Source organism: Treponema sp. C6A8 (assembly GCF_000619925.1).
Lineage (GTDB): Bacteria > Spirochaetota > Spirochaetia > Treponematales > Treponemataceae > Treponema_D.
On sequence record NZ_JHVB01000001.1, the window covers coordinates 502136 to 527695 of the forward strand.

General features: G+C 37.6%; 23 protein-coding genes. 9 read left to right on the plus strand and 14 right to left on the minus strand.

Annotated features, from left to right (window positions below):
- Positions 1 to 26: 26 nt before the first annotated feature.
- Entirely contained in the window at positions 27 to 2906 is a 2880-nt protein-coding gene (locus tag T530_RS13300; RefSeq protein WP_081773643.1) for a UvrD-helicase domain-containing protein, read from the minus strand.
- A 100-nt stretch (positions 2907 to 3006) separates the two neighbouring features.
- Between T530_RS13300 and T530_RS0102255 the strand changes: the two genes are divergently transcribed.
- The 4 genes from T530_RS0102255 to T530_RS0102275 all read left to right on the plus strand — a co-directional run bounded on the left by T530_RS0102255 (position 3007) and on the right by T530_RS0102275 (position 7509).
- Positions 3007 to 3792, plus strand: a complete 786-nt coding sequence (locus T530_RS0102255; protein ID WP_027727613.1) for a hypothetical protein — start codon at positions 3007 to 3009, stop codon at positions 3790 to 3792.
- A gap of 67 nt (positions 3793 to 3859) precedes the next feature.
- Positions 3860 to 4957, plus strand: a complete 1098-nt coding sequence (gene trpS, locus T530_RS0102260) for a tryptophan--tRNA ligase (RefSeq protein WP_027727614.1) — start codon at positions 3860 to 3862, stop codon at positions 4955 to 4957.
- A 146-nt stretch (positions 4958 to 5103) separates the two neighbouring features.
- The gene (locus T530_RS13305; protein WP_038073282.1) at positions 5104 to 5967 is read left to right on the plus strand and encodes a formate/nitrite transporter family protein; all 864 of its coding nucleotides are present in this window, start codon (positions 5104 to 5106) and stop codon (positions 5965 to 5967) included.
- A 162-nt stretch (positions 5968 to 6129) separates the two neighbouring features.
- Positions 6130 to 7509, plus strand: a complete 1380-nt coding sequence (locus tag T530_RS0102275; protein WP_252507347.1) for a folylpolyglutamate synthase/dihydrofolate synthase family protein — start codon at positions 6130 to 6132, stop codon at positions 7507 to 7509.
- Positions 7510 to 7588: 79 nt separating this feature from the next.
- On the opposite strand, the gene alr is transcribed toward T530_RS0102275, so the two are convergent.
- Positions 7589 to 8758, minus strand: coding sequence for an alanine racemase (alr, locus tag T530_RS0102280; protein WP_038073285.1), 1170 nt, complete (start codon positions 8756 to 8758; stop codon positions 7589 to 7591).
- 119 nt (positions 8759 to 8877) lie between these two features.
- On the opposite strand from alr, the gene T530_RS0102285 reads away from it, so the two are divergent.
- The 3 genes from T530_RS0102285 to T530_RS0102295 are packed head-to-tail and all read left to right on the plus strand — an operon-like array spanning position 8878 to position 12279.
- The gene (locus tag T530_RS0102285) at positions 8878 to 9831 is read left to right on the plus strand and encodes a hypothetical protein (RefSeq protein WP_027727617.1); all 954 of its coding nucleotides are present in this window, start codon (positions 8878 to 8880) and stop codon (positions 9829 to 9831) included.
- Between the two features lie 20 nt (positions 9832 to 9851).
- A complete protein-coding gene (gene thrC / locus T530_RS0102290) occupies positions 9852 to 11255 on the plus strand; it encodes a threonine synthase (protein WP_027727618.1) in 1404 nt (467 codons plus the stop codon).
- Positions 11218 to 12279 (plus strand): FAD:protein FMN transferase, encoded by a 1062-nt coding sequence (locus T530_RS0102295; RefSeq protein ID WP_027727619.1) that lies wholly within the window; start codon positions 11218 to 11220, stop codon positions 12277 to 12279. The genes thrC and T530_RS0102295 overlap by 38 nt, the downstream gene beginning before the upstream one ends.
- On the opposite strand, the gene T530_RS14560 is transcribed toward T530_RS0102295, so the two are convergent.
- The 11 genes from T530_RS14560 to T530_RS0102355 all read right to left on the minus strand — a co-directional run bounded on the left by T530_RS14560 (position 12208) and on the right by T530_RS0102355 (position 22304).
- Positions 12208 to 13326 carry a Gx transporter family protein gene (locus tag T530_RS14560; protein WP_051537760.1) on the minus strand — a complete coding sequence of 373 codons (1119 nt, stop codon included), beginning with the start codon at positions 13324 to 13326 and terminating at the stop codon, positions 12208 to 12210. The genes T530_RS0102295 and T530_RS14560 overlap by 72 nt on opposite strands.
- Positions 13310 to 13651, minus strand: a complete 342-nt coding sequence (locus T530_RS13315; protein ID WP_051537762.1) for a NusG domain II-containing protein — start codon at positions 13649 to 13651, stop codon at positions 13310 to 13312. The genes T530_RS14560 and T530_RS13315 overlap by 17 nt, the downstream gene beginning before the upstream one ends.
- Positions 13652 to 13656: 5 nt before the next feature.
- Positions 13657 to 15591 carry an alpha-amylase/4-alpha-glucanotransferase domain-containing protein gene (locus tag T530_RS0102310; RefSeq protein ID WP_027727620.1) on the minus strand — a complete coding sequence of 645 codons (1935 nt, stop codon included), beginning with the start codon at positions 15589 to 15591 and terminating at the stop codon, positions 13657 to 13659.
- 84 nt (positions 15592 to 15675) lie between these two features.
- The gene (locus T530_RS0102315) at positions 15676 to 16299 is read right to left on the minus strand and encodes a hypothetical protein (protein WP_027727621.1); all 624 of its coding nucleotides are present in this window, start codon (positions 16297 to 16299) and stop codon (positions 15676 to 15678) included.
- Positions 16296 to 16859 carry a hypothetical protein gene (locus T530_RS0102320; protein WP_027727622.1) on the minus strand — a complete coding sequence of 188 codons (564 nt, stop codon included), beginning with the start codon at positions 16857 to 16859 and terminating at the stop codon, positions 16296 to 16298. Before T530_RS0102320 ends, T530_RS0102315 begins: the two co-directional genes overlap by 4 nt.
- Positions 16846 to 17472, minus strand: a complete 627-nt coding sequence (locus tag T530_RS14565) for a hypothetical protein (RefSeq protein WP_051537764.1) — start codon at positions 17470 to 17472, stop codon at positions 16846 to 16848. Before T530_RS14565 ends, T530_RS0102320 begins: the two co-directional genes overlap by 14 nt.
- 12 nt (positions 17473 to 17484) lie before the next feature.
- Positions 17485 to 17958, minus strand: coding sequence for a hypothetical protein (locus tag T530_RS0102335; RefSeq protein WP_027727624.1), 474 nt, complete (start codon positions 17956 to 17958; stop codon positions 17485 to 17487).
- Positions 17959 to 17976: 18 nt separating this feature from the next.
- A complete protein-coding gene (locus T530_RS0102340; RefSeq protein WP_027727625.1) occupies positions 17977 to 19026 on the minus strand; it encodes an RnfABCDGE type electron transport complex subunit D in 1050 nt (349 codons plus the stop codon).
- The gene (locus T530_RS0102345; RefSeq protein WP_027727626.1) at positions 19019 to 20365 is read right to left on the minus strand and encodes a 4Fe-4S dicluster domain-containing protein; all 1347 of its coding nucleotides are present in this window, start codon (positions 20363 to 20365) and stop codon (positions 19019 to 19021) included. The genes T530_RS0102340 and T530_RS0102345 overlap by 8 nt, the downstream gene beginning before the upstream one ends.
- A complete protein-coding gene (locus tag T530_RS0102350) occupies positions 20362 to 21762 on the minus strand; it encodes a hypothetical protein (protein WP_027727627.1) in 1401 nt (466 codons plus the stop codon). Before T530_RS0102350 ends, T530_RS0102345 begins: the two co-directional genes overlap by 4 nt.
- 20 nt (positions 21763 to 21782) lie before the next feature.
- Positions 21783 to 22304, minus strand: coding sequence for a divergent PAP2 family protein (locus tag T530_RS0102355; RefSeq protein WP_081773647.1), 522 nt, complete (start codon positions 22302 to 22304; stop codon positions 21783 to 21785).
- Positions 22305 to 22376: 72 nt separating this feature from the next.
- Between T530_RS0102355 and T530_RS0102360 the strand changes: the two genes are divergently transcribed.
- Both T530_RS0102360 and T530_RS13320 read left to right on the plus strand, forming a co-directional pair.
- Complete coding sequence (locus tag T530_RS0102360) at positions 22377 to 23342, plus strand: RluA family pseudouridine synthase (RefSeq protein WP_027727629.1); 966 nt, start codon at positions 22377 to 22379, stop codon at positions 23340 to 23342.
- Positions 23343 to 23381: 39 nt separating this feature from the next.
- Positions 23382 to 24323, plus strand: a complete 942-nt coding sequence (locus T530_RS13320; RefSeq protein ID WP_038073289.1) for a peptide ABC transporter ATPase — start codon at positions 23382 to 23384, stop codon at positions 24321 to 24323.
- 25 nt (positions 24324 to 24348) lie between these two features.
- On the opposite strand, the gene pcnB is transcribed toward T530_RS13320, so the two are convergent.
- Positions 24349 to 25518, minus strand: a complete 1170-nt coding sequence (gene pcnB, locus T530_RS0102370; RefSeq protein WP_027727630.1) for a polynucleotide adenylyltransferase PcnB — start codon at positions 25516 to 25518, stop codon at positions 24349 to 24351.
- Between the last annotated feature and the right edge of the window lie 42 nt (positions 25519 to 25560).

Here is a 25560-nt window from a genome sequence, read left to right on the forward strand (position 1 = left end):
TCTGTTATTGTTTTTTTTCATTTTTATTACTTATTTTTAGGTTCATACCCTTTTGGGATTTCCTTTTTAGGTGCAGGCTCTGGAGAAAGTCCATTCATACGGTAATAATCTTCATTCCAGATTATTTTTCCACACCCCTTTCCATTTGATTTATAATTTGTACAACCTAAAAAGTACCTGCCATCTTTTTGCAATTTTGCTACTAAATATCCGTCACACATATCACATTTCTGAACAGCTAACTTTCCAGCTTCAATTCTATTTGTCATAAAATCGCAGACTTCAGGATCATTCATACAAATCCATAAGTTCAAACCATAAGCGGCTTTTACTTTATGCTGTAATGGATAACCACACATCGGACAGGATTTTTTGAATTCCAATCCTAGTTTTACTTCTTCACTCCAATCTCCTTTTAGAACTACATTTTTATAATCATGTTTAATTTCCAAAAGAAATTCTGATGGATTTTGTTCTGGTGCTATGAAATAAACTCTGTTTTTTGTTCTCGTCATAGCAACATAAAATAGACGTCGTTCTTCAGCAGCTTCGATAGCATTATCTTGTTTTACAACATAATTTAGTACGGGATCATTTTCAATTTTAGCAGGAAATCCATAAGTTTCATTTTTGCCATTAATAACGATAACATTATCATATCCCAAACCTTTGGATGCATGAGCCGTCATAAATGTTATTTTTAATTCAGGATATTTAAGAGATTTAATTTTGTTTCCGTAATCTTTACATTCAAATAGGCTTGAACGTTCCAAATTTTTCCCGTCAAACCCAAATCTTCCAAGCAAAAGGATTTCTTGTTTTTTGGAATCCTTACCGTCCATCTTGTTGAATTCAATAATTTGCTCGATTGCAGTTTCTACAGATTTTGCAAGATTGTAATTCGCATTTCCGCCAAAAAATTTTTGTTTTGCATCATAAGTATAAATAATTACAGGTTCATTTATTGTCTTCGGAGATTTAAGAGACTTTTTAATCTGTGCAGTATTTTTCTGAATAAAGTTTCCTGCAATATCAATAACTTCCTGCGAATTTCGATAGGTTTTTGTGATTTTTAAGAGTTCTGCATATCCCATTATCTCAGAAAATTTTGTAAATAAAGTGATATCAGAACCACTGAAAGCATAAATCGATTGCCAGTCATCACCAACAGCAATGATTTTTGCAGAAGTAACATCATGCAAAGCCCCAACCAAATCAAAACGCTGGCGAGATATATCCTGATATTCATCAACAATGATATATTTAAATTTAATCTGATCACTCACATTTTTAGATTCACGCAAAAGCTTTGCAGATTTATTTATCATGTCAGAAAAATCAATAGCATTGTTTTTGTGGAGATATCGTTCATATTCCAGATAACATTCTTTACAGATTCCCAGGAAAAGTTTTGTACGTACATTGTTAGACTGTAATGACCATTCATCAAATTTCTCAACTGGATATCCATTTGTCTTGAAGTTTGAAATAAAGCGATCCACAAGATTTATAAGTTTTCTGATATATCGGCTTCCATCTTGATTTGAAATCTTCTGCATAACTTCTTTATTATCACGAGGATTCAAAATGAAGCCAGAATTTTGCAATTGTTCTTTTAAATGTTCTAGAATAGTTCGTCCATCAATAAATTCAGAAAAGGTATAAAGAAGTGTTGTTCCATGCTGTTTATGCAAATCAACCTTGTCATGCACAGCCTTTTTATACTTTTCGAGTTCTTCTTTGGAATAACGATTACTGTTTCCAGATTGCGTAATTCCAAAATGCTCTATGTAAGCTTCTTTTCCATTTTGCCTAATTATAAAATCTGGAGTATAAGGCTTTTTAGCACCTTCTATATTAAATTTATATCTTGGTTCATATTCATATTCAATATTATTCAAATACAAAAAGTTAGCAATTTGAACCTCTTCCTGTGAACGAAGTACTTCATTTTGAATTGTAATGTGTTCTTTTCCGCGGGCATTTTTCATTTCTATTTGATAGTTAACTTCGCCAACTTCGCTTTTCATTGTAGAAAAATTTGAATTGCTAAGTTTTGTAAAAAGCTCGTTTTTATCTTTAACCTGAATGGGAGCATCAAAATAAGTTGCAAAAAATTTTATTAAATCATCAATAAGTTTTTGATTCTGTAAAACCGAATCCCGGAAGTAATCTTCAAGAACAAAATACAATTTTTCATTCTGAACAATTGTTAATTTTTCTTCAGAATCTTTTTGAAGAATTGCATTTCCTGTTGAATGAAAAGTTGTAATCGGAGACTCTATTTTCAGCTGCTTATTAATTTTCTCTTTTAATTCCCCTACTGCTTTATTTGTAAATGATACAACAAGAATTTCTGCAGGATTTATATTTTTCTTTTCAACAAGATATTTAACTTTTGCAGCGACTGTTGTTGTTTTTCCGGCACCTGCACCAGCAATTACAAGACAATAATCTTCATCAGTCAGAACAACTCGTCTTTGATCATCATCAAGCATTATATTTTTATCAATATCATGCAAAATAGTATCAAGATAAGTTTTTTCAGATTGTAGTTTCTCTGATATAAAATCCTCATTATGTTTTGTGACAATATTTACAATATCCGAGTATTTTTCCAAAACAGAAATAATCAAATCATTTGATACTTTATTTTTCTTGCAAAAATCAGAAAGTAAGTCGTCTGTCTTAAGTTGCTGAAAATATGAAATTGACTCCTTGCAAGATTCAATTTTCTTAAGATAATCACTTTTTGCAATATAGGAATCTGAAGAAAGAAGTTTTGTCAAAAAATCGTATAATTGTATAACCTCATTTAATTTGGGATTTTCAAAATTATGTAATTCATTAGAGTTTATTTCTGTTTGATTTTCTTTTGCTCCAAAAATACGATTCAAAATCGACATAATAATATTTTATCACACATTTTTTTATATGCCACAGTATTTACTTTTCTTCTTCTCTACTTTTATTAAATTATGTTATAATTAAATTAAGGACATATTTATGAAAAAGACTACTCTATTTATTACACTTTCTATGATTGCGTCACTTATGTTTGCAAAAGCGCCAAAATATGATTTGGATTACGACGTACCACAAGCCTTTGATGAAAGCCCTGTGATTGATTTACAGACATATAACTGCAAGGGCGTTAATTCTGTTTCTGTGACTTTTTATGCAAACAAGGCAAATATAATCACTCTCTACGGAAACAATCCTATTTCAAAAGAATGGGAAAAAATTGCTTCCTGTGATTTGAAAGGATTTTCTGATAAGGATTATGAAAGTTTCTTGAATAAGGATGCTTTAAACTGGCGTTATTTTACTTTTAAACCAGAAAATCAGGCGGAACTTTCCTATAAGATTCAAATCTCTGGAAAAATCTTAAAAGTTGAGATTAGACCTAAAGGTGAAGATTTTGACACTTCTCCGCTTCCAAAAATCAATCTTAGCGATGCCTATGTTTTCGACATTAAAAAAATCAGAGCTGAAGATTACCTTGTTTTCAAAAATTTTACGAAATGTGAAGAACTTAAATGCGTTCCATATTATTTTGACAAAAAAACTTATAAATGGTGTCATTCTTTTGAAAATGCGACAGTAAAAGAAAATGCAAAGATTGAATTGATTGATGATGAAGAAATTGACGGTATTCCTTATATTGCCGTACAGGTTATTCCGCAGGGAAATTACAGCTTCAAATTATACGAAAAGAATAATGATTTATTTATTGAAATCAGTGACGAAAATCCCTCTGAAAGTGATGATATAAACTTTATTAAGGAATAGTAATTCATTATCTTTTATACTTTCCGAAAATCTGCTATATTTCTACAAAAAGAAACACGAGGAAACTATGGCAGAATTGGAATACACTGACATCAACAAAAGCTATGAGGCAGCGCTTGAAAGAAGCAAGAAAATTGAAGCTGACCTTCTTGTAAATCCTAAAAAATACCGTGTACTGACTGGTGACCGTCCTACAGGACGCCTTCATATCGGACATTATTTTGGTTCTCTTCAGAACCGCGTTCGCCTTGCAAATATGGGCGTACCGACAATGATTTTGATTGCTGACTATCAGGTTTTGACAGACCACGATGCTTATCAGGAAATCAGCCAGAATACAAAACAGCTTGTAATTGACTATCTTGCAGCAGGAATCAATCCTGAAAAACAGGATGTAATCATTTACCCTCACTCTTACGTTCCAGAATGTAACCAGCTTATGCTGCCATTTTTGACTCTGGTTTCTAATGCTGAATTAAGCCGAAACCCTACTGTAAAAGAGGAAATCGAAAGCGCAGGTCTTAAAAACGTAAATGCCGGAATGTACACTTATCCGGTTCATCAGGCATGCGATATTCTTTTCTGTAAGGGAAACATCGTTCCTGTTGGAAAAGACCAGCTTCCTCACCTTGAAATGACACGTACTATTGCAAACCGCTTTAACCGCAAGTTCTGTCTGGACAGCGGAAAAGATCCTGTATTCCCGGAGCCTCAGGCTTTGCTTTCTAAAACTCCTATGATTTTGGGACTGGACGGAAGCCAGAAAATGAGTAAATCACGCGGAAACGCAATCATGCTTTCTGCAACAGAAGATGAAACTGCAAAAATGATTAAAAAGGCAAAGACTGACCAGGACAGAAACATCACTTATGATCCTGTAAACCGCCCTGAAGTTGCAAACCTTCTTATGCTCATCAGCCTTTGTACCGGTGAAGAGCCTGATGCAATTGCCGCAAGAATCGGTGACGGTGGCGGCGGAATGCTCAAATCAACTTTGACAGAAGCTTTGAACGAAAAACTCCGTCCATTGCGCGCAGAACGTGCAAGACTGGAAAAAGACCCTGAATACATCCGAAAAGTGCTTCTTGAAGGTGCCGCTCGCGCCCGCGAGATTGGTATTAAGACACTGGAGGAAGTACGTTCGGTAATGAATATGTGTATATAGTTTTTTGTTCACATAATAACTGTAAAAACAGCCCTTGAGGGCTGTTTTTTTTTATCTCCCACATCCTTTCTGTGTTAAATACTTTGAAAAGTTATTTTACTTACAAAAAATTGTCTGTCTGACCTTGATTTTATAGAGTAATCTCTATGAAAAACGTATTACAGGTTATTGAAGATTATATATCAGGCTGCAGACAGAAGATTGAAAGTCCTTTTTCAAAACTCTTTCTTCGCGCAGTTCTTGCCGGCGCAATGATTGCCCTCGGGGCATGTGCCGGAAACGTTGCATCTCACGCCATCACTAATGTCGGACTTGCCCGCGTTGCAAGCGCCGTCGTTTTCCCTGTTGGGCTTATGATGATAGTTTTGATTGGCGGCGAATTATTTACAGGCGACTGCCTTATGGCCATGAGCTGGATGAACAAAAAAGAATCATTGCTCAGCATAATCAGAGTTCTGGCAGTAGTTTTTGCAGGTAACTTCACAGGCGCTACTTTGATTGCTCTTGGAGCCTTTGCAAGCGGACAGTTCAACTATTCAGCAGGACTTCTTGGCGCCTATTCAATGAAGGTTGCCCTTGGAAAAGTTAATCTTTCATTTGCAAGCGCCCTTGTTTCTGGCATTTTGTGTAATATCCTTGTTTGCGCTGCAATTATTATGGCTGGCGCTGCAAAAGATGTAACAGGCAAACTTACAGCAATCTTTTTTGTAATCATGCTTTTTGTAGTTGAAGGTTTCGAGCACTGCGTAGCCAACATGTACTACATCACAGCAGGTTTGCTTGCTTCCCTTAATCCATTATACGTTCAGACAGCCATCGAAAAACTGGGACTTTCTGCTGAAAGCCTGCAGACTCTGACTGTCAAATCTTATCTAATCAGCAATTTAATTCCTGTTACCCTTGGAAATATCATAGGCGGCGCAGTCTGCATAGGACTTCCGCTTGTCTATCTTAATTTGGGTCAGAAAAAGAATGATTTAAATAACAAATCTGTTATGGAGGTAGCATAATGATTCATTTTATTGGAGTAGCATTTTTAGTTTTGCTCGCTGAGCTTGCAGGAGTAGCACTTACAGCATTAATCTTAAAAGGTTATTGCAATCTTAAAAAATAAGCATAAAAGGGACTTGCAAAAAAAACATTGCAGTCCCTTTTTTATTGCTCAAATTCTGATGACTAAGCGCACAAACAAGTTTATAATGCTTGCTATGAATGCGGTGGAATACTTTCAGGACTGGCTTGAAGATTATCTGAACTTTGAAAAAAATCCCAAAAAAGACATTTTCTGGCTGGATACAATAGACTATCTTTGCAAGCGCTTTGAAAACCCTCAGGATTATGCCCCTTGCGTTCATATTGCGGGCTCTAAAGGTAAAGGTTCTGTTTCCCGCATGATTGCCTGCATTCTTGAAGAAGCCGGCAACAAGGTTGGTGTTTTTTCTTCTCCTCATATTTCAGATTTCCGAGAGCGAATTACCCTGCCTACCACATTTTTTGATGAAGAAACCTACGAAGCGGCCATCCGCGAGATGATTCCAAACATTGAATCAATTATTCCGACTTCCCTTCCTGCCGAACGTCCTATTACCTGGTTTGAGCTTGTTACCCTTTATTCTTTCCTTGTATTCCGTAAGGCCGAAGTTGACTGGTCTGTTTTTGAAGTTGGACTTGGCGGCCGCCTTGATTCCACTAATGTCGTGCGACCGAAACTCTGCTGCATTACACCGATTGAACTGGAACATACCGAATTCCTTGGTGACACTATCGAAAAAATTGCTGGAGAAAAGGCCGGAATCATAAAAAACTGTACCCCGGTTGTAGTTGCACGACAGACTACAGAAAGCGTAAAGAAAGTTTTTGAAGAAAAGGCCTTTACCCGCCACGCTCCTATTTATTTTGTAGATGAGGTTACAAAAAATCTTTCCCACAGCTTTGATCTTGAAAAAAAGGTAATGAACATCTCTTTTGAAAGCGAGATTTTTAACCGTCCTATAAAAACAAGCCTCAAAATGCTTGGTAAAATGCAGCTGGAAAATGCGGCTCTGGCAGCCATTGCGGCGCGAAAGCTCTTCCCTAATCTTGATGAGGAGATTATTGAGCGCGGACTTGCAAAAGCTAAGCTTCCTGCCCGCTTTGAAATCCTTACCGAAGTTCCGGGCTACCAGCAGCTTCCTGCCTTGATTTTAGACGGCGCCCACACCCTCAATTCCATTACCCTGACTCTTGATACTTTGAACAAGCTTTACGGCGAAGAAAAAGTCAGTCTTCTTTTTGCCTGCGCTGCCGACAAGGACGTAAAGGACATTGCCAAGGTTCTTAAAGGCCGATTTGAGCATATTTATGCCACCCGCCCGGGTGACACAAAGCACTCAGACCTGCCTTCCCTCGAGTCAGCCTTCAATGCCGCCGGCCTCTCTTACGAACTCAGCGACGACTTCCCTCAGATGATAAAAAAAGCGCTCAAAGAAGCCTCTGAGCGCGGTGAAATCTTACTTGTTACCGGTTCCTTCTACCTGGTTGCCGAAGTAGACAGGATTGTTTTTCATAAATGAGGTTATAGGTGTCAGGTTTTAGGTTCTAGGACATACATATTGCGACAAAATAAAATTCCTATAACCTAGTACCTAGCACCTATTTTACAATTCTCAGAACCCTCTTGGTTATTGAAGTTAATACCTCATATGAGATTGTATTACCAATTCTCGCCAAATCTTCCGCTGTGTTCAGAGCCCCGCTTTCCTTCGGCCCGAAAATTACAGCTTTATCCCAAAGCTTTACGTCCGGGTTATTCTTGCCAATGTCTACCATGCACTGGTCCATGCAGATACGGCCGCGCACCGGATAATTTTTTCCGTTAATTGTAACTTCAAGTCCCGGACTGAAGCGGCGCAAAAGTCCGTCTGCATAACCGATTGGTAAAACGGCAATGTCAGTATCCTCGGGGCACTCGTAAGTACGTCCGTAAGAAACGGTCTTTCCCTTAGGGAAATGTCTGATTGCAACAACCTGACTCTGCAGCGCCAGAACAGGCTTTATATCAAAATCTTTTTTCTGAGACTGTAAATATTCCTTAGTAATTTCATCAGGATAGTAGCCGTAAGTAATGATTCCGGGGCGAACAAGATCAAAATGCAAATCTGAATTGTTCAAAAGTCCTGCACTTGCTCCGCATGACAAAATGCCGGGCTCTATACCAGCCTTTTTTACCTTTTCTACTGCAAGTTTAAAGGCCTCGCCCTGTTCCTTAGTGAATTTCTGGTTATCTTCAGAAAGGCTGTCGCTTACGCAAAGGTGGGTAATCATACCGCCAATCTTAAGGTGAGCCGAACCGCTGATAAGCTTTGCTTCCTCTCCAGCTTCTTCGGGATAGCAGCCGATTCTTCCCATGCCAGTATCAACCGCAAGAAATACCGAATGCTTTAGGTTTTTATCAACCTGACGCTTAAAATAGCCGTCAGCGGCTTCACTCAAAGCACCAATATATTCCTTACTGAAAACAAGAGGCGTTAATTCATATTCAAATAAATCATTAAATTCTTCCGGTACGCAAAGGCTCAAAAGCAGAATGTGAGCCTTAATTCCCGCATGACGAAGTTCAACACCTTCGCCCACGCTGGCAACTGCAAGATATTCAACGCCAAGGCTTTCTGCAATCTGAGATGTCAGCACCGCATTGTGACCGTAGCTGTCTGCCTTTACCGCAATGCAGAGCTTTACGCCCGGCTCAACAAAGTTTTTTATCTGTTTGATGTTATATTCAAGATTTGATTTATAGATTATTGCTTTAGTACAGCGATTCATTTTTTTAATCCACCCTAATAATATTTTATTTTCTTCTACCCTTTTTTACAATATATACTACGTTGAAAAATACCGATAAATTCGGTAAACTAAATCATTCCTTTTAAATGAGAATTATTATGAAAAAAATTATAGCAAAATCCTTAGTTATACTTCCAGTTATTTTTACAGCCTGTACTTCAGTGCCATCAAATAATAGCAAATCAGAAACAGAAAGCCCTTCAAATAACACATCAAAAGAAACAGCAGAAAACACACAAGATACCCAGTTCATTAAATCTCTGGACAATGTAAGTCTTAAAATTACTTCAAGTCCAAAAGTGACAACTGCCGGAACAGATTTTAATACTGCTTTTTCTCTTGCAATAACAGGAAAAGACGGCGCACCCCTTGCAGCCTTCCCTGTAACAGTTTCTTATCCTTCCGGAAAAGTTGATGGAAAGGTTCTTTTTTCAACAGCAGAATTAATTTCAGATGAAAACGGTTTCTGTACTTTTAAAGCAGAGAAACCAGACTTCGCCTGTGATGAAAAGCTTGCTTTCTATCCTACACCTATTTCCACTTCAGAAGAAGTAATTACAGCAGCGCAAAAAAAAGCTGTTTATGCAGACTGGAAAGTAAAATCTGACCTTACAAAAAAAGGCGCAGTACTCTTTATCTGGGAATTTAATGAAAAGAACCGTCCAACCCGTAACTCATATGAAGTTCTTTCAAAGCTCAAAGGATATGGAATCTGGAATGTCGGAAATGCTCCTGTAAACGAACCTAGCGACATTGGCAAATCACTTCAGACCTTATACAAAGAAAATTACGAAATTATTGAAGACCAGTATGGCTATTTAATCTGCGGAACGATCAAGTTCTCTCAGCCTGTAACAGCTCTTGAAAACGGTACAGGCTACTGCTGCACAATGGTTGCAGATATTTCTGCTGTAAACATGAAAAACGGAAAGGTTGTTTACACATGTAAATTTGAACAGTACGCGCAGGGAACAAACTGGAACAACGTAACACAAACCTGTAAAGATAAACTTTCGACAACAATTGCAGACAGCCTTATTTTCGGGCTATAGGATATACAAAGGGGTAAAATATGATTTACACAGACACACGAGATTCAAGTGTAAAGGTTGATTTCAAGACTGCCGTAATGGGCGGTATGAATGCAAAAACTGGCGGACTTTACATTCCAACAAGTTTTCCAAAGCTGGAGTCTTCTTTTATCTTAAAAGACCCGGCTCCTTCTTTCCGTGACATTGCCTTTAATATGGCAAAACCTTATGTAGAAGGTGAAATTCCTGATGAAGATTTGACTCAGATTATTCAGGATGCTTATCCTTTTACCCCAAAAATTGTTCCTACAGATTCAATTTCTTACATTCTTGAACTTTTCCACGGACCTACCTGTGCCTTCAAAGATTTTGGAGCACGCTTTATGGCTCGTGTAATGTCATATTTCAACCGTTCAGAAAAAGACAACCTCCACATTCTGGTTGCAACTTCTGGTGATACAGGTTCAGCCGTTGGAAGCGCCTTCCACAACGTACCAGGCATTGACGTTACAATCCTTTATCCGGAAGGAAAAATCAGTCCTCTTCAGGAAAAACAGCTTTCTACATTCACTGGCAACGTTCGCGCCCTTAAGGTAAACGGCACTTTTGATGACTGTCAAAAACTTGTAAAAACAGCCTTTACAGATGACGCTCTTCGCGGAAAACTCCGACTTTCATCTGCAAACTCAATCAATATTGCCCGTCTTTTACCACAGAGCTTCTACTACATGTATGCAGCCTGCTATGTACGCAACCGCTGTGTAATTGATTCAAAACTTAAAGATCCTGCAATCATTATGGTTGTTCCTTCAGGAAACTTCGGAAACCTCACTTCAGGTTTGATTGCAAAGGAAATGGGCGCTCCAATTGCAGGTTTCACAGCCGCAACAAATACAAACCGCACAATTCCAGACTGGATTTCAACCGGCGATTACAATGCCCGCCCTTCTGTAGAAACTTTCGCTAACGCAATGGATGTTGGCGCTCCAAGTAACTACGAACGCATTAAGGCAATGTACTCACTTGATCAGGTTCGTTCAATGTTCGCTTCTTACTGGACAGACAACGACGGCATCATGAAAGCAATTAAAAACTGCAATGACAAAACCGGTTATATCATCGATCCACACGGAGCAATCGGATATCAGGCTTGGGAAGAAATTAAAGCCGGCGGACTTAATACCTGCAAGAAAAACGACTGGAAAAAGCCTGGTCTTTCTCCAAACCTGCCAGAATGGGCTGCCAAAATCGATTCAAAAGAAGCTGTCGGAGTAATTTTGGAAACAGCCTCACCTGCAAAATTCGGACAGATTGTAAAAGATGCAATCAACAAGGATCCTGCAATTCCAGAGCGTCTTGAACAGATTCTCCGTCTCCCAGATCAGGCAGTTCCAATGGAAAATGACTATGACAAATTCAAAGAGTGGCTTCTTGCCAATCTTTAGAAATCTGATACCGGCTGTAATAATTACAGCCGGATTTTTTTCGTGTAATACTTCTTCCTCTACCGCCTCTGATGTAATTTCCTTTGAGGCTATGAATACTTTTATGAGCATTAAAAGCTTTGGAAAGAATGCTCAGACCGCAAATAAAGCTGCAAAGAAAAAAATCCTTGAAACAGAAAAACTGATTTCCGTTACAGATTCAGAAAGCCAGGTTTATAAGATTAATAATTCCTGCGACAGTGAAATTATTCTGTCAGAGGAATTAAACTCCCTTCTTTCACAGTCCCTTGATGCAGCCAGCAAAACAAACGGAGCTTTCAATCCCTTTTTGTATCCCATAACAAAAGAATGGGGCTTTACAACAAAAAACTATCATGTACCGGGTGACGCCCGCATAAAAGAACTTTTGACTCTTACAGACTATAAAAAGGCTAATAAAAAAGGCAATGTATTGTTCAGAGCCCCTGGAATGCAGCTTGATTTCGGCGGAATCGGAAAGGGCTATGCAGGAGACCTTGCCATAAAAACCTTAAAAGAAAATGGAGTAAGCTCTGCAGTTCTGGACCTTGGCGGTAATATCCAGCTGCTTGGAAGTAAGCCGGACGGGAGTGACTGGAATATTGGTCTAAGAAATCCCTGGAAAGCTGATGAAGGCCCTGTTTTTGCCCTTAAGCTGAGTGACTGCGCAGTTATTACAAGCGGCGGCTATGAACGCTTTTTCACCGGCGACGACGGAAAAGAATACATCCACATATTTGATTCCTCAACAGGCCGCCCGGTAGACAATGAACTTGTTTCAGTTACCATCATTACAAAAGACGGCATTACAGGTGATCTTTTAAGCACAGCTCTTTTTGCAATGGGAAAAGAAAAAGCAATCGAATTCTGGAAAAGCTCTTCATATTATGATTTTGAAATTATTCTTTTATGCAAAGATATGTCTGCAGTTATTTCAGAAGGAATTGAAAAGTCTTGCACAAAGCTGGCTGATTTTAGGAAAATTGAAGTCTGCAAGAAGCAGTAAAATAAAGAGCGCAAGTTGAATAATCAAGAGAATAAAAACATTTGAAGAAGTCACTTCTTTTTCCGAATATTCAAGTTCCCCCTGCTGCAACACCCTTTTAATTCTATAAAACACATTTCCACTTGTATTATAAAATAAATTCATCAGGGAATAAAAATATGCTGCAGTCAATCCCAACACAGAAGTTCCACGTGTTCTGATTTTTGAAGCAGACTGAGAAATACAGATTACAGAACTTAAAACCAGACACTTTCTAACTGCATCAAAAAAAGCTGCTTCATAAATCGTAAATTCTCCCAGTCTTAATAAAACTTTTCCTCCACCGCTGAAAAAGCTCAGAAAAATGATAAAAATCCATAAGGAAATATGAGGCAATAAACGAAGCTTTCTTTTATTCAAAAGCTGAAAGATTAATAAAATTGCAAAAAGTACCGTTAAAATCCAAAGAGATTTTATTACAAATGGTACAATTATTAACAAGATGACTAAAATAATAGACAGAAAATCAAGTTTTTTCTTTTCTTTCGTCTTGTTTTCATATCCTTTAATCACCGGAACTTTATATATACCAAATTTTGTACTTATAAAGGCAGTTAACAGACCTGAAAAAAGTGAAAACAAAAGCATGAAGCCAAGAATATTATAAACTTCTTTTCCCAGATATAAGGCGGCGCAAACAATCTGAATATAAGAACTTGCAGCTGCCCCGCATAAGGAAATACCGTAAACAGAAAAAAGCATTTCCTTAAAAAGACGTCGGTTAGCAATACTAATCAAATACATCAGGCTTCCCGCCCCCAGAGACTGACAGAAGGAAATCAAAAAAAAGGGAGAAAAAAGAGTTCCCGAAATAAAACTTGAAGTAACAGACTTTAAGACAAGAAGGCTTATAAAATCCAGGGGTGCAAAATCAAGGGCAAGTAAAATTACTATATTACCAAGCCCTAGTTTCAAAAAAGGCAGATGCGGCAGAAGAAATTCTGCATAAGAAAAAAGAAGAGTCAGGGCTGAATAATATGCAAGTTTTTCTTTATTGCGCAATTGCATCAAAATCATCCCCGCTTACAACAGTTATTATCACGTCATTTGGAAGACAGATAATATGCTTTCCCCAGCCCTGATGAACACAGGTCTTATTTTTACAGGGAGAATCAACAATTCTTACCCTTCCATCATTTACTTCAATTTTTGTAATTCCAAGCCTTCCCGAAACTTCATAAGTCCTGTTTTCCAGAAGACTGTATTCGTACTCATTTCCGTCTGCATTTACAATAAATTTATTGCCGTTTTTTATGCGGATTTTTGAAATTAAATAAACAGAAATAAATAAAATGCAAAGAAAAATTAAATAATCACCCGTTTTTAACTTCATTTTTTTTACTGAGTAATTTTAGGCTTGCGTTCTTTTTTAAGGTTTGTAATCGTAAAATTGATAGTCTTTTCGATTTCTTTTCCAGGTTCAATAGAAACATTCCAGAACATTGTAGAAACAAAGCTGAGATGAACCGGAGAATTGTTGAATTCACTTACCAGAGGATAATAAATATAGTGAGATTTTTCGTTAGGCTCAAAAGTAAAGGAAATGCAGCCTTCTGTATCAGAAAGCCTTATAGAATCAATATCGCTTAAGAATTGATTGCCATTCTGTTCAAGCAGGGATTTTGATGTATCAATTACACACTTCTGATCATCAGTTGCAGTTTCAAGGTTATAGTAAACCAGAGAATCCGGATTATATTTTGTGTGGGCAATATTTGATTCAAGAGCAAAAATGGCATTCAAAGGCTTTTCACTTTCATTACGAAGAATATACTGAATAATCATTCCGGTTGAATTAATCAAAAACTTCTTTCGCAGATAAATCTTTTGTTTTGAAGAGCCAAAAAGAGCGTTTGCTCCCAGCTGCAATTCGTGATGACTCTGAGAAAACTTAATCTGATTGTACTGAACTCGGGAGAAAATACCGTCTCCTGCAGGAATGCCTTTTTTATAATCTTCAAACTGGCTTTCTGTAAAAATGTGATCTACGAAAAGTCCCCGCTTGTAGTTACCGTTTGAAAGATTGTCAGCATAGTTGCCGGTATTTTTGAGGATATCCAATTCCAGAATAGAACCGCCCACGCTTGATATGCAGGCAAAATAGTTCTGCATTCGGCAGATATACTCATTCATACCGTCGCAGTTGTAGTCAAAACAGGTAAGGCTTTCCTTAAATGCATTGTCTTCACGAAGGATTTTTTCAGCTTCCATCAAAAGCTTATATGACTGCTGGCGCAGCACAGCTGAAGTTGTAAGAAGTCCCTTTCCGTTCTGCCCCTGCCAGAGTTTATCGCGGGCAGAGTTCTTTCGCATTTTATCACTCTTATACTGATTAACCAGCATTCCAACATAGAGAATACGGCTGAAAAGCTTCTTTACAGTTTCGAATGATTCCTGAAGGTCGTAGAAAGTATTGATATCGTCCGGGTTTACCTTATCTGAAAGCTGAAGATATGATTTATTAATTGCTTCAGTAACATAAACACTTTCCTTTACGCCCGAGTTCTTTTTGTAAGTAAAAGGAATTGTTGTCTTTACAGTTTCAGATTCTGCAAGTTTCTGTGCCAATTCAGAAAATTTATCTTCATTCAAAAGACTTTCAAGGCACGAACGTTTTAAGTCAATGCAAAGGATTCTGTCAGGAGTCTGCTGGAATACCTGACCTTTCTTTTCGAGCTTTGCATTAAGCTTTTCAACCTTCTGAATAAAATCATCAACAAAATTGTCTGTACACTCAATAAAGTTATGATAAATCGGGAAAATATCAATTGATTTTCCAAGATTTGACATTATCAGAGGAAGAAGATTAAGTTTTTTTGACGGAAGGCAGGCGCTGTCCAGGAAAACATATTCAAAACCGCAGGTAACAAGGTTATTTACCATTGAAGAATCCCAGCAGTCCGCAAATAATGAACAGCCGCGAGGCCTCTTTCCAAGACTCTGCCTTATTTCTGCCGAAAGAAGATCCAGCTGACCGTTCCTGTCTGCAGTAAACAAAAGTGGAAGCAGTGGATCATAATATGCCCCGCCAGAAATTTCAATCTGATTACGTTCTATAAGCTGTTTTAAAAGTGTAAGGAATTCCGGCCGCTTTTTCTTGTAAAACTGAATTCTGTTTCCCGGGAAATAAAATGTAAAATGAAATTCCGGATGCGCAAAAAGAAACTTAGCGAGCGGCTTATAAAGCTTCTGGTACTCTTTTTCTAGCAGTTCAGTAGTATCAAGGTTCGAAGATGCAGGTCTGTAAATAAAACTTATAAAAGTGGTAGCCATAAAACCTTTCCGGCCAGCTTTCCCACTTAAACCTGCCGCTCAAAGTTGTTATAATGCCAGTTCCCCAACAGGCATTTCCAATTATTAATTAAAATTGACTTTTATTATCTTATATATTTTATAACAATAAGCCCACAGTTTAAAGTATTTTTTTGTTTTCCTTTCAATATTTTTTTCTATTAAATTATCTTCAAATTCCTTTTCAAGCTCTGAACCGGCTTTAATGCCCCGTCCCAAATCAGTAAGATTTTTAGGAACCATTTTTATTATCTTCTGAGGACAGACAAGGCTGCACTTTCCGCAGCCGCAGCAGGACTGAGTAACTTCTGCAACGTGATCATTCATTACGATTGCCTTCTGTTCACATACCTGAACGCAGTCTCCAAGTCCAAGACAGACAAATTTATAGCCAGGATCAGTAAAATAAATGGATTTTACCATGGCACAGGTATACTGCCTGTTAAAATCAATCGGCTGATTACGAATCTGCTTTTTATTCTGCTTTAAAACTACGGCTTTTTTATCCGAAACGATGATTTTTCTTTTATGTTCAGCATAAAAGTCGGAAGCATCATTTAAGCTTACAAGAAGATTTTCAAAATTATTGTTTTTTTCATTTACAGACGGCTCCAGCACATAAAAAACAAAACTGATTAAAAGAGCCAGAACAAGAACTATAAAAATCAAAAGAAAAATAGAAAGAATCATCTTAAAGCCCCCGGATTCAGCCAACTTATATCAAAAACAGAGAAAATCAAAAGAATTACGCCAAGGAAAATGAAAAACAAACTGTAGAATTTTTCATTCATTTTCTGCCCGTTATTCATAAGTCTCTGTCTTAAAGTAATGATAAAAGGACAAAGAACTCCAATCGAACAGATAACGCCGGTACAGATTACAAGAGTATTAATCCATGAGGAACTTTCTGCAATGGCTAAGAAAACAATACTGTATGAAATTATAAATTCAGTAGAAAGCTTGTTTGTTGTAAGACGAACCAGACATTCAAAAAAAGCCGAAATACCGACAAGAATAAGAAAAATTACCAGAGGGAAAATTTCTGTAATCTTTAGAGGAAGAAGAATTTTTGAAGTAATAATCCATGAAAGAATGGCTGTGATATAAATTGAAGAGACATTCTTAACAAAGAAGATAGCATTTGGAATTTTTGCAATTCCAAATTCTCCTACACGGCTTATTCCAATTCCATAGAAAAGTACAGCAGAGGCAAAAAATGTGTAATACAAAAATGTTTCAAGATAAAGCATCCTGGGCCTCCAGATTTTCATAAGAATCAAATTTTCGTTTTATAAACTTCAGCAATACCAAAATCAGGGCAAAAATCATAAGGACACCAGGAATTGAACCGATAAAAGCAAAGAATCCTGTAGTCTGGAATGGGAAAATGATTTTTTCATAAATCAGATGATTTTCACCATAAAAAGTAAAGGTTCCGAATACAAATAAATCACGCAAAAGGAAGAACAAAAGCCCGATTAAACAGAAAAGTACAATATGAGTTCCGTTTGATTTCAATCTCTGCAAAAGGCTGAGTTCATCATTTTTTGAAAGAATATGAATCATAAAAAGAGAAAGCGGCGGAAGATAAAAAAGAATGCTCATAACAAGGGCCACTTCTGTTTGAAAGACAACAAAAATCTGACGGTAAATGATTGTAAAGGAAATCAAAAACATAAGAAGCAGCATAGTCTTTGTTTCTTTTATTTTTAAGAAACTTGTCAATGAATTAAACAAAGTTCCTGTAATTGTAAGCAAAAAAAGCTCCATACAGATTGTAAAGCCAAATACAAATCGTCCAGGAGTCGGAATAATTATAGAAAGAAAAGAAAGCAAATATAAATAGTTTGAATATTTTTTCATCACACTAACCTTTTACTTTTGTTTACCGCTTTTTAAGATATCAACAATCCTGTTTTTCCAATAATCAATCCTGAGGCTGTTATTAAAGTTCTTTATCTGCGCAGAAAAACGTCCGTGCAAACTTGAAATACCAACAAATTCAACATCATAATCTGAAGAAACAAGAAAAACTGCCGGAGTCGGGCCGTAAAATGTCTGAACGCGAAGAATAACAGCCTTATAAAGCTCGCCGTTTTTGCGGTTACGGGCTTCATAGCAGGCAAAATTCATTGAAAAAGGATTATCAATACGAACTGTATTTTCAAGAGTCCAGCTGTTAGGTTCATGCTCTTCAAGTACAGTTTCAACAAGCCCTCTGAGATTTATCTGCCAGGATTTTCTTGAAATTACAACAGAAAAAATTGTAAGAAAAAAGAAAACTGCAAAAAAGGCAGTAAGAATACCATATTTTATAAAAAAATCTTTATAAAACTTTTCGTCGTTCATAATTTCCTCTTCTATTTCCTACAATGAAAATATATTTATCTTCAATTTTTTTTCTACACGGGCATCTTCAATTGAACGCAAAAGAAGATTGAAGATATTGCAAATCAAAATTATATAGGCAGTTCCAATCGGCGAAGTACCAGCGCCGTTAACCAAAAATGCAATAATTCCCGCTAATATTCCAAAAAGTAACTTGGCATTTTTGGTGATAGGCACAGTTCCCGGATATTGGAACATAAAAGCAACAGCAAAGAGAGTTCCGCTGGAAAGAAGGGCCAGAATTACGTCACCTGTATTAAAAATGCCGCCGTAAACTACAGGTCCAAAGAGACGAACCAGAACTGCATAAACAAACATAAATAGCGCCGGAATAATTTCCATCATGTTGTTATCACAGAAGATAACGATTGTGGCAATAATATTTAAAAGATTAAATCTGAATGCCGGAATGGAAGAGTTTGTATCCCAGAGAAGAGAAATCAGGCCTTCAGGAACTGTTACCCTGAAAGGATACAGAATATATGTGTTCAAAAAGTTTGTAATTGAACTGTCAAAGCCATATACAGGGAAAGCCCCCTGAGTAATCAGGGAAACTGAAGGATTTTTTGAAATGATTAAATCCTGGGTAATCAAAAACTCCGGGAAATAATGCTTTCCGACAAACCAGGCAATTACGATTGCAAGAGCCGAAGGTGTAAGCCAGTTATTGCTGTGGCGGACAAAAATCTTATAAAGCAAAAGCAGAATCAAAGAGCACAAAAAGGCTGTAAAAAGCGGATAAGTTGAAGGAAGAAAAAATCCAATCAGAATGCTTTGAATAATAACTTCCGTATTTTTATAAAAGGCTTCTTTTGTAAGAATGTAATAGATTACAGATGCCAAAAGTCCGCCTGCAAAGGTAAAAGAAATTACCAGAACAGAGCCATAACTTTTTGTAAGTATCAGGGCAATAACCTGAATTATAAGCAGAATAGAATACTTATAAGTCATTGTTGTCATTGAGTTACAAAGATAGAAAAAGGGATTCAGTTCACTTGCCAGTTTATTCTTTTTACTTAAATCAAACATTGTAATCATCCCTCAGCATATTGATAATTTGTGTAAGCGGCAGGCGCGAAGGACAAGCCATATTACAGGTTCCGCAGTCCACGCACTTCGCAACCAGAGTTTTCAAAAGTTCTTCTACATCCTGGTTTTTACCGTTATTTTCAAGGCTATAAATATTAAAGTTTGTAACGTGATTGTAAATTACGTCAGGAAAAACATTCTGCTTGCAGACTGCCCTGCAGTTTCCGCAGTTAATACAGTCGTAAATCTTAGAATCACAAGTATTTTTTCCTGATACAATCGAAATTGATTTTACGTAACGGGTAATAGGCATATCAAGAGAAGCCGCATTTGAACCGCGGAGCCGTCCGTTAATAATAATCATTTTAGGAGTTTTTATCATTCCACCAATCTGAGAAATAATATCGCGGATTGTAGTTCCAATTTTAATGTTCAAAAAACATGAAGATTTCAGGCAGTTTCCAGAAACGTGAACAAGTCTGTTTATTGAAGGAATCTTCTTAGCAACACATTTATAAACTTCATACAAGGTTGATGCATCAATAAACAAATCCTTTTTAGTAAGAACTATGTCCGTATTTTTATTTGTCTTATTTCTCTTGGAAGCTTTTCCAGCCTTTACATTTTTATTAAAGGCATCAATAATTTTTGCCTCAAGACCAGCCGGATATTCATTTGAGTTTACATCCAGAAAATCAGTTGTTTCTGTCATCCATGGGTCAAAAAGAGTTTTTGGAGTAAGCTTTGAATTATAAATAAAAACAATATTGTTTCTTCCAAGCGCCTTTAAAAGATAGCCGCAGGCCTTCATCATTCTTTCAAAATAAAACTTGGTAAGAAGTCTGTCTGTGATGCAAGAAGGATCATCATCAAAAAGTCTTATAACAAGAGTCTGGCCGGAAAAATTATTAATCTGATTTCCCAGATTTACAGGCTTTTTTACATTAAAAGTATTGATGATTCCGCTGTCAAAAATATGTTCCTGAATTTCCTGAGCTGAAAGAGTATCAATAGGGCGTGAAGGAATCTGTCTTCCCAAAAAATCAAAACTGCCCTGAAGGCGAATTTTCACAGCCTTTTCTGTCTTTCCGTTAGGACACTGGCATTCTACAATTTCCTCTACAACACCAGGAATTGAAGCATGAACGCTAATTTTGCCAGGCTTATCAGAAGCCGCAATAATCTGTCCTTCTGTTACAAGCTCCCCAGTCCTTACAAGAGGATTACAAGAGGTATTATATTCCTGAGATAATGGAATTGTAACGTGGTGCGGCAAAAACGCATTTTGAGAACATGTATAATTTTTTAATTCATCAGCTTTTTCTGCAAAAAGTATCATTTGCCCCTTCCCCTGCTGTCTTTTTTAATAATACTGGAAATATAAATAAATAGTAATATAAAAAAGCAAATTAAAATCATTATTATGCTTAAGGTACTCATTGAATATGAATTAAGCGAAACATAACCGAAGGTTGAATCCTTTCCTTCGCTTTTGAGGATTCGCTCAACAGAGTTTCCGTAGAGATTGTCTATCTGATTATAGGAATTATTACAGAATGCCTCATCAAAAACAAAACTCTTAGTTTTTACTTCAATTTTCTGGTCAGATTCTTCGTAATAAGGAAATTCAATTTTTTGCGAAAGCTTAATGTCAGAAGAATCATTGCCCCCCGAAGAATTAAGGGAAACATAAGGAGAAGTCTGAATCTTCCAGTTCCACTTGTAATAGCCGTCAAACTGAGGAAGCTCAGAACTTAAAGCCCCGCTTTTTCCAGGCAGAGTAATCTTAGAGAGATGAGAGCCAGCAGAAGTTCTTGTTGTAACAAGGCTCACCATAAGGAACATAAAAACCGCAAGCACAGAAACCGGCAGAATCAAAAATGCCTTGTTAGAAAAATAATCAATTCTTTTGGCAGGAAGAATAAAAAGACTTTGAAAGTGAAGCTTGCTTATCCTGTATCTTTCAATTTCACTGTAAATGCAGAGAGCCGAAAAAACTCCGCCCACAAAGAAAAAGAAAAGCACCACAGTTAAAAGCGAAGAACAGATGATATTCAAAAGCACAACAGCCAGAAGCACAAGGAAAATCCTGCTCTGGCGGACAAGTTCAAAAACGCCCTGACGTTTCCACAAATTCGACATTACAAAAAAGAAAAGAAGCACAATGATTAAAGATGCCGCCACAGGGTAAAAAGGATTGCAGAGAGCAAAGCAAACCGAATACACAGCGCCGACAGCATAAACCACCTTATTCTTAGCAAAGCCCAGCAAAATGCCAGAGAAAACAAGCACAAAAAGAGGAATTAAAAATGGGTAGCTGGCATTTGAATCAATCCCAGAACTGATTTTCTGCTGATTTAAGGCCGCCACCGTTTTTTCAAGCTGAGCCTTATAAGATGAAGGAACATAATAAAGCTTATAGTTCTGAGATTTATCAAAAAAGAAAGCCTGCCGCTTGGTAAGATAAGAGTCCTTTGCAGAAAGACGCAGAAGCGAAGCTTCCGGAGAGTTTTCTTTTAAGACAAGAGGTACATACTGATTTGTGTAGCAGGCATATTTTTCAACCCCGTTTTCAGAAAGGGTCTTTTGTACGCTTTCTTCAGGAGCCCCCGCCGCAACATAAAGCACACTGTATTTTTTCCACAAACGGCCCTGAGGAACAGAGCGGAAGGTAAAAACCACAAGCAGAGAAAGAATAGAAGCTATGGTGTAAACAATTTTCAAACTTGTTTTCATTTTTAAATTACAGTCTGCTTTTAATCAAGAATTGAAAAAGCAAGTCCCACAAAGAATCCAAGAATACAGCCGCAGATTACTTCCATTGGAGTATGGCCAAGTACTTCCTTAAGCTGCGCATAAGATGCAATATATTTTTTATTCTGAAGTTCCCTTCCAAGTTCATTGATTTTCTTTGCCTGATTTCCGCTGGAACGTCTTACACCAAAAGCATCGCGGATAACGACAAAAAAGAACATCAATGAAAAAACAAAAATATCAGACTGAATGCCGTGGCGAACGCCGATTGAAACACAAAGCGAAGTAACAAGAGCCGAATGGCTTGAAGGCATGCCTCCAGTCTTCCAGATAAGGTTTTCAAAAAGGTTCAGGAGAGAGTTAATTCTTCCATAAATAAGATTAATTCCAGTTTTTATAAACTGGGCGATAAGCCAGCTGAAAATGCAGGAAAGAAAAACGGGATTATTAACAAAGCCAATTATCTGATCTATAAGAGCAGGAAGAGCAGTTGCGCCCTCTCCGGCAGTAAAATTCTGATTCATAAGATGTTATATTTTAACACGACATAGCAAAATTTACTACTGTATTTTTAGAAAAGTTGTTATTATGCTCTTATGGATTTTAAGACTTTTACGGCAGCAAAAAATGACGACGGCCGCAGGCTGGACAAAATCATCAGGATTTTTGCGCCAGAGCTTTCACTTTCGGAAGTCTATAAATATATTCGAAAAGGCCTCATCAAAATAAACGGGAAAAAGGCAAAAAATGACTCCCGCGTTATGGAAAATGACCTCATCCAGATTGCAGGCTTTATCTTAAATTCCAGTGAAACAGAAAAAGATGAAGGCGCCGCAAGCGGCGCGTCGCACAAGGCCCCGGCCCGCTTAAGAGTAATATTTGAAAACCAGCATCTTCTAATTATTGACAAAGCTTATGATGTCAGCGTCCACGGAAACGACAATTCCCTGGAAAAAGAAGTCAGCCAATATTACAAGAGCACGCGTCATGATGCTTCCCTTTCCTTCCGTCCGGGCCCCCTTCACAGGCTGGACAGAAAAACCACCGGCCTCCTCTGCTTTTCCATGAGCCTGCAGGGGGCAAGATGGTTTTCTGAAAACATTCAGACCCACGCAGTTCAGAAAAAATACGCCGCCCTGCTGGAAGGAAATCTAAGTCAAACAGAAAGCTGGTCTGATAAGCTTGAAAAAGAAGACGGCAACGATAAAGCCTTCCACACAGTAAAGGCGTCAGAAGAAGGAAAAATCGCCCTTACAACAGTAACCCCAATCGCCCACGGTGTTTTTAATAATAGAGAGGTTACATTAGCCGTAATGGACATTAAAACCGGGCGAACCCACCAGATCCGCTCGCAATCAGCCCTGCACGGACATCCGCTTTTGGGAGACACAGCCTACGGCGGAATGAAAATAAATAATGCGGAGAGAGATTTTTATTTACAAGCCTTCAGCCTAACCTTCCCCGAAAATCCAGTCGGGCTTTGTGAAGAAATAAAAATTCCACTATCCGAATCTTTTATATCAATTTTAAAACGATGTAACATCAATAACTTTGAGATTTAATTACTTTTGAAAATCAAAAATTGGAGTTATAATAAATTGATGGCTGATTTGATTAAAAATATTGCACAAAAATTTAAGCCTGTAATGGTATATGCTCTTGTTGGTGAAAGCGGAACGGGAAAAAGCTACCGCTCAAAAGGCCTTATGGAGCAGTACGGAATCAGAGCCATTATTGATGACGGCCTTTTAATCCAGGATGATAAAATTATTGCAGGCCGTTCTGCAAAAAGAGAAAAAACCTACATGGGCGCTGTCCGGGTTGCCCTTTTTGATGACAAGGAACACCGCGATTCAGTTGCAAAAATTCTTCGCAAAACTCACATTAAAAAAATTCTTCTGATTGGAACTTCAGAAAAGATGGTAACAAAAATTGCCATGCGCCTTCAGCTTCCTCAGCCTCAGAAAATCATTCATATTGAAGATATTTCCAGCGCAGAAGATATTGAAAAGGCACAGAAATCCCGCCATGTAGAGGGAAAACACGTTATTCCTGTTCCTTCCATTGAAGTAAAGCAGAAATACCCTACAATTTTTTCTAATTCCCTGCACGACTTGATTGGAAAAAGCAGTTTCCTTTTCAAAAATAAAAAGAACAAAGTCACAAAAATGATTGAAAAATCAATCGTTCAGCCGGAATTTTCTAAAAAAGGCCGCATTGAAATTTCAGAGGCTGCCCTTACCCAGATGACCATGCACTGCGTAAGCGAATGTTCTCCAGATGTAAAGGTAAAGAAAATCTCTGTAAAAAAAGATAACCGGGGCTACAAGCTTATTGTTACGATTGACGTTCCTTTCGGAACTCAGCTTACAGGCAAGGTTCACAAGCTTCAGCAGTATATTATCGATAAAATTGAATCATTTACGGGCATTCTTATTGAAGACGTAAACATCATCATCGATAAGATTTCCATGGAAAACCGGGAAAGCAAGCCAAAAACTTCAAATGATTTTGGAGTAAAGCTCAAGGCTCCTAAAAAATAATGCCGGCATAAAAACCGGCACTTTCTTACTTCTTAGGCTTTTTCTTACCCTTTGATTTTGTTTTAGGCTTTTCAGCAGCATTCTTTTCTTTGTCTTTCTTTTTAGGCTTATCTTTAGGACGCTCTTTTTCAGTCAGTTTGATTGTAACACCCTGAGCCTGCAGGGCGGCTTTAACGGCATATTCAAGTTCGCGGCGGACAGGATTCATAGGAAGTACAAAATTGCGGCACTCTGTCCAGGTTTTTGCATAAAGCTCACTGACAGAAGATTTTCCTTCCACCTCGCCGTTCCAGTCTGTAAGGCTTGCAACAAAATCCTGAATCATAAAGACCATTTTTTTGCCAAGGCGGGCATCGCTTTCAAGCTGATTAAGCTGATCCAGCATTTTGATGCTCTGCATGTATTTTCGCTCAAAAGCCCGGCTTTCATAAATAAGAGCAGTTGCCGAAGGCTGAAGATACATGTAAAGATCGCACTTTAAAGCTTCCGCAATAATTTCCGACGCATGAGAATTGTTCAAAATCTTGAGCATTTCCTCAGTAAGGCGTGACGGAGAAACCTGAGACAAAAGCGCTGAAGAAGCTATGATTTTACGACGCAGGCTTCGAGACATTTTTGCGTGGGTTGTTGCAGAATATTTAATTGCGCGAAGCATTCGCACTGGATCTTCTATAAAAATCTTATCAACCGGAATAACAGGACGAAGGACGTGCTTTTTGATATCCTTCATGCCGCCCACATAATCGATTACCTGTTCCTGAACCGGGTCATAGTAAAGTGCATTCAAAGTAAAGTCGCGGCGCTGTACATCTTCTTCAATTGTTCCAAAAGCATTACCGACAGAACCGTCGCAGATTGAACGGAAAGTACTTACTTCAAAGATTTTTTCACCAAATACAACGTGAACAAGACGGAAACGACGTCCGATTATGCGAGAATTTCTGAATATTTTCTTTATTTTTGATGGGGTCGCGTCCGTAACAATATCAAAATCTTTTGGTTTGTTACCAATTATCAAATCTCTGACGGCGCCGCCGACAATATAGGCGGTATAGTCTGCATCTCGCAGACGATTGATAATCTGAAGGGCGTCAGGATCGATATTGGCATGTGGTATAAGATGTTCTGATTTTGTGTAAACAACGGCTTTTTTTACAAGCTTCCCATTCTTATCAGTACCATAACGATATAACACGATGTGACTATATTATTTGAAAATGGTGTAAATTTCAATATA

What these genes read in the sequence shown, in the direction of transcription:
- T530_RS13300 (WP_081773643.1), bottom strand. Translation starts at nt 2,906, where the DNA reads ATGTCGATTTTGAATCGTATTTTTGGAGCAAAAGAAAATCAAACAGAA.
- T530_RS0102255 (WP_027727613.1), top strand. Translation starts at nt 3,007, where the DNA reads ATGAAAAAGACTACTCTATTTATTACACTTTCTATGATTGCGTCACTT.
- trpS (WP_027727614.1), top strand. Translation starts at nt 3,860, where the DNA reads ATGGCAGAATTGGAATACACTGACATCAACAAAAGCTATGAGGCAGCG.
- T530_RS13305 (WP_038073282.1), top strand. Translation starts at nt 5,104, where the DNA reads ATGAAAAACGTATTACAGGTTATTGAAGATTATATATCAGGCTGCAGA.
- T530_RS0102275 (WP_252507347.1), top strand. Translation starts at nt 6,130, where the DNA reads ATGACTAAGCGCACAAACAAGTTTATAATGCTTGCTATGAATGCGGTG.
- alr (WP_038073285.1), bottom strand. Translation starts at nt 8,758, where the DNA reads ATGAATCGCTGTACTAAAGCAATAATCTATAAATCAAATCTTGAATAT.
- T530_RS0102285 (WP_027727617.1), top strand. Translation starts at nt 8,878, where the DNA reads ATGAAAAAAATTATAGCAAAATCCTTAGTTATACTTCCAGTTATTTTT.
- thrC (WP_027727618.1), top strand. Translation starts at nt 9,852, where the DNA reads ATGATTTACACAGACACACGAGATTCAAGTGTAAAGGTTGATTTCAAG.
- T530_RS0102295 (WP_027727619.1), top strand. Translation starts at nt 11,218, where the DNA reads ATGACAAATTCAAAGAGTGGCTTCTTGCCAATCTTTAGAAATCTGATA.
- T530_RS14560 (WP_051537760.1), bottom strand. Translation starts at nt 13,326, where the DNA reads ATGCAATTGCGCAATAAAGAAAAACTTGCATATTATTCAGCCCTGACT.
- T530_RS13315 (WP_051537762.1), bottom strand. Translation starts at nt 13,651, where the DNA reads ATGAAGTTAAAAACGGGTGATTATTTAATTTTTCTTTGCATTTTATTT.
- T530_RS0102310 (WP_027727620.1), bottom strand. Translation starts at nt 15,591, where the DNA reads ATGGCTACCACTTTTATAAGTTTTATTTACAGACCTGCATCTTCGAAC.
- T530_RS0102315 (WP_027727621.1), bottom strand. Translation starts at nt 16,299, where the DNA reads ATGATTCTTTCTATTTTTCTTTTGATTTTTATAGTTCTTGTTCTGGCT.
- T530_RS0102320 (WP_027727622.1), bottom strand. Translation starts at nt 16,859, where the DNA reads ATGCTTTATCTTGAAACATTTTTGTATTACACATTTTTTGCCTCTGCT.
- T530_RS14565 (WP_051537764.1), bottom strand. Translation starts at nt 17,472, where the DNA reads ATGAAAAAATATTCAAACTATTTATATTTGCTTTCTTTTCTTTCTATA.
- T530_RS0102335 (WP_027727624.1), bottom strand. Translation starts at nt 17,958, where the DNA reads ATGAACGACGAAAAGTTTTATAAAGATTTTTTTATAAAATATGGTATT.
- T530_RS0102340 (WP_027727625.1), bottom strand. Translation starts at nt 19,026, where the DNA reads ATGTTTGATTTAAGTAAAAAGAATAAACTGGCAAGTGAACTGAATCCC.
- T530_RS0102345 (WP_027727626.1), bottom strand. Translation starts at nt 20,365, where the DNA reads ATGATACTTTTTGCAGAAAAAGCTGATGAATTAAAAAATTATACATGT.
- T530_RS0102350 (WP_027727627.1), bottom strand. Translation starts at nt 21,762, where the DNA reads ATGAAAACAAGTTTGAAAATTGTTTACACCATAGCTTCTATTCTTTCT.
- T530_RS0102355 (WP_081773647.1), bottom strand. Translation starts at nt 22,304, where the DNA reads ATGAATCAGAATTTTACTGCCGGAGAGGGCGCAACTGCTCTTCCTGCT.
- T530_RS0102360 (WP_027727629.1), top strand. Translation starts at nt 22,377, where the DNA reads ATGGATTTTAAGACTTTTACGGCAGCAAAAAATGACGACGGCCGCAGG.
- T530_RS13320 (WP_038073289.1), top strand. Translation starts at nt 23,382, where the DNA reads ATGGCTGATTTGATTAAAAATATTGCACAAAAATTTAAGCCTGTAATG.